The organism is Pseudomonas mandelii, assembly GCF_002251635.1.
Lineage (GTDB): Bacteria > Pseudomonadota > Gammaproteobacteria > Pseudomonadales > Pseudomonadaceae > Aquipseudomonas > Aquipseudomonas mandelii_B.
This window is the reverse complement of sequence record NZ_NMOJ01000220.1, coordinates 1-2,169: the sequence shown is the minus strand read 5'-3', so window position 1 is coordinate 2,169 and position 2,169 is coordinate 1. Positions and strand designations below refer to the sequence as shown.

The 2,169-nt window shown below is 60.1% G+C and carries 2 protein-coding genes; both read right to left on the bottom strand.

Translation table 11 applies throughout. The features are described 5' to 3' along the window. Positions 1–1,410 carry a circularly permuted type 2 ATP-grasp protein gene (locus B7L09_RS26900; RefSeq protein WP_094471411.1) on the bottom strand — a complete coding sequence of 470 codons (1,410 nt, stop codon included), beginning with the start codon at positions 1,408–1,410 and terminating at the stop codon, positions 1–3. Between the two features lie 399 nt (positions 1,411–1,809). After that, the gene (locus B7L09_RS26895; protein WP_094471410.1) at positions 1,810–2,151 is read right to left on the bottom strand and encodes a ribonuclease E inhibitor RraB; all 342 of its coding nucleotides are present in this window, start codon (positions 2,149–2,151) and stop codon (positions 1,810–1,812) included. Positions 2,152–2,169: the final 18 nt, after the last annotated feature.

Sequence of the window (2,169 nt, the reverse complement as noted above, 5' to 3'; positions counted from 1 at the left end):
TCAGTCCTCGACCACCCAGGTGTCCTTGGTTCCGCCGCCCTGGGAGGAGTTCACCACCAGAGAGCCTTCACGCAGGGCGACACGGGTCAAACCGCCGGGCACNACGCGGGTTTCCTTGCCNGACAATACAAACGGNCGCAGGTCGATATGGCGTGGCGCGATGCCGTTTTCGACAAAGGTCGGACAGGTGGACAGGCACAGGGTCGGTTGNGCGATATACGCGTGGGGCTTGGCTTTGATCCGCGCGCGGAACGACTCGATTTCCGCCGCGGTCGCCGCCGGCCCCACCAGCATTCCGTAGCCGCCGGAGCCCTGGGTTTCCTTCACCACCAGTTCNGGNAGATTGGCCAGCACGTGGGAAAGCTCAGAAGGATTGCGACACTGGAACGTCGGCACGTTCTTCAGGATCGGCTCTTCGTCCAGGTAGAAACGGATCATGTCCGTGACAAAGGGGTACACCGACTTGTCATCCGCCACCCCCGTGCCGATCGCATTGGCCAGTACCACATTGCCCGAGCGGTATGCCGCGAGCAGGCCAGGCACGCCCAGCATCGAATCAGGGTTGAAGGCCAGCGGGTCGAGGAANGCGTCGTCGAGGCGNCGGTAGATCACGTCCACCGCCTTGGGGCCGTCGGTGGTGCGCATGAACACCTTGTCGTCGCGCACGAACAGGTCCGCGCCTTCCACCAGTTCCACGCCCATCTCCCGGGCCAGGAAGGCATGTTCAAAAAACGCGCTGTTGAAGCGGCCCGGCGTCAGCACCACCACACTTGGATTATCCAGCGGGCTGGAGCTTTTGAGGGTATCGAGCAGCAGGTTGGGGTAATGGTCNATCGGCGCGATGCGCTGNGCCGCGAACAATTCGGGGAACAGCCGCATCATCATCTTGCGGTCTTCGAGCATGTAGCTCACGCCGCTGGGGGTGCGCAGGTTGTCTTCGAGCACGTAGTANGTGCCGTCGCCATCGCGTACCAGATCNACNCCGGAGATGTGCGAATAGATATCGCGGTGCAGGTCCAGGCCNTGCATTGCCANCTGGTATTGCTCGTTGGCCAGCACCTGCTCGGCCGGGATGATGCCGGCCTTGATGATGCGCTGGTCGTGGTAGAGGTCGGCGAGGAACATGTTCAGCGCCTTGACCCGCTGGATACAGCCGCGCTCGATCACGCTCCATTCGCTGGCAGGGATGCTGCGCGGGATGGTATCGAAAGGAATCAGGCGCTCTGTCCCCTGCTCATCACCGTAGAGCGTGAAGGTAATCCCGGCGCGATGAAATAACAGATCGGCCTCGCGTCGCCGTTGTGCCAAGAGCTCGTCAGGCGTCTCGGCCAGCCAACGGGCAAACTCCCGATAATGCGGGCGGACCTGGCCGCCGGCATCGTACATCTCATCAAAATAGGTGCGGATCATGCCGTACTCCTTGTCACCCGGACATCTAGGCTTCGCAAGGCCCGTGCCATCGGCAGAAACGCTTTGTTATCAATCAGTTGGATAATCACGCTGTTTGCACCGCACCAATCCTGTGCAGCAAACGCCCCAAGCTGATCGCCCCCGCTTCATTGCAAGGCGACGTTGTCGCCTATCACCAGCATAGTCAGAGTTGATTTCACTGCCCGGCCAGCGGTGCGGATAATCCGCGCATCCGCTGCAAAACCTGACCGAACTTCCCTTTAGCCGCCTGCTCAGGCGGTTTTTTTTGCGCCGGGATTCTTGTTTCAGAATTTTGCCGAGGGGATATTTCGGATGCCACAAACGAAAACGGCCAACCCGAAGGTCAGCCGTTGCTGAGCGTTGTCACTGTTCATAACGTTATGCGAGTCGCCCTCGTACTTCCTGCTTGACGCCCCACCCTTCGAGGATGCCGCCCAGAGGCTCAACCACAGCCTCGAAACCCTGTTCGAAATCGCCGATGTCATCGTAGGTGGCGTACATGACTTTGCTCAGTTCGAGCGCCCATGCGCCGTCATCGCGCACACTGATCTGCGCGTTCAAGGATTCACCTTTGTATTGCCCTGCCGCCCTGCGTGCCCGCTCCTCGTCCGGGAAAATGGCGTAGAACTCGATGGGGTGAAAACGCGAGAAGTCGAAGCCGCCCTCTTTCATGCGGCGCAGTACGTTGGTGCTGATGTCTTCTTGATAGGCTGTGCTCATGAAACGTCCTCCTCAANC

Excerpts from the sequence above, each read along its gene's own strand:
- B7L09_RS26895 (WP_094471410.1), bottom strand. The coding sequence starts at position 2,151 with ATGAGCACAGCCTATCAAGAAGACATCAGCACCAACGTACTGCGCCGC.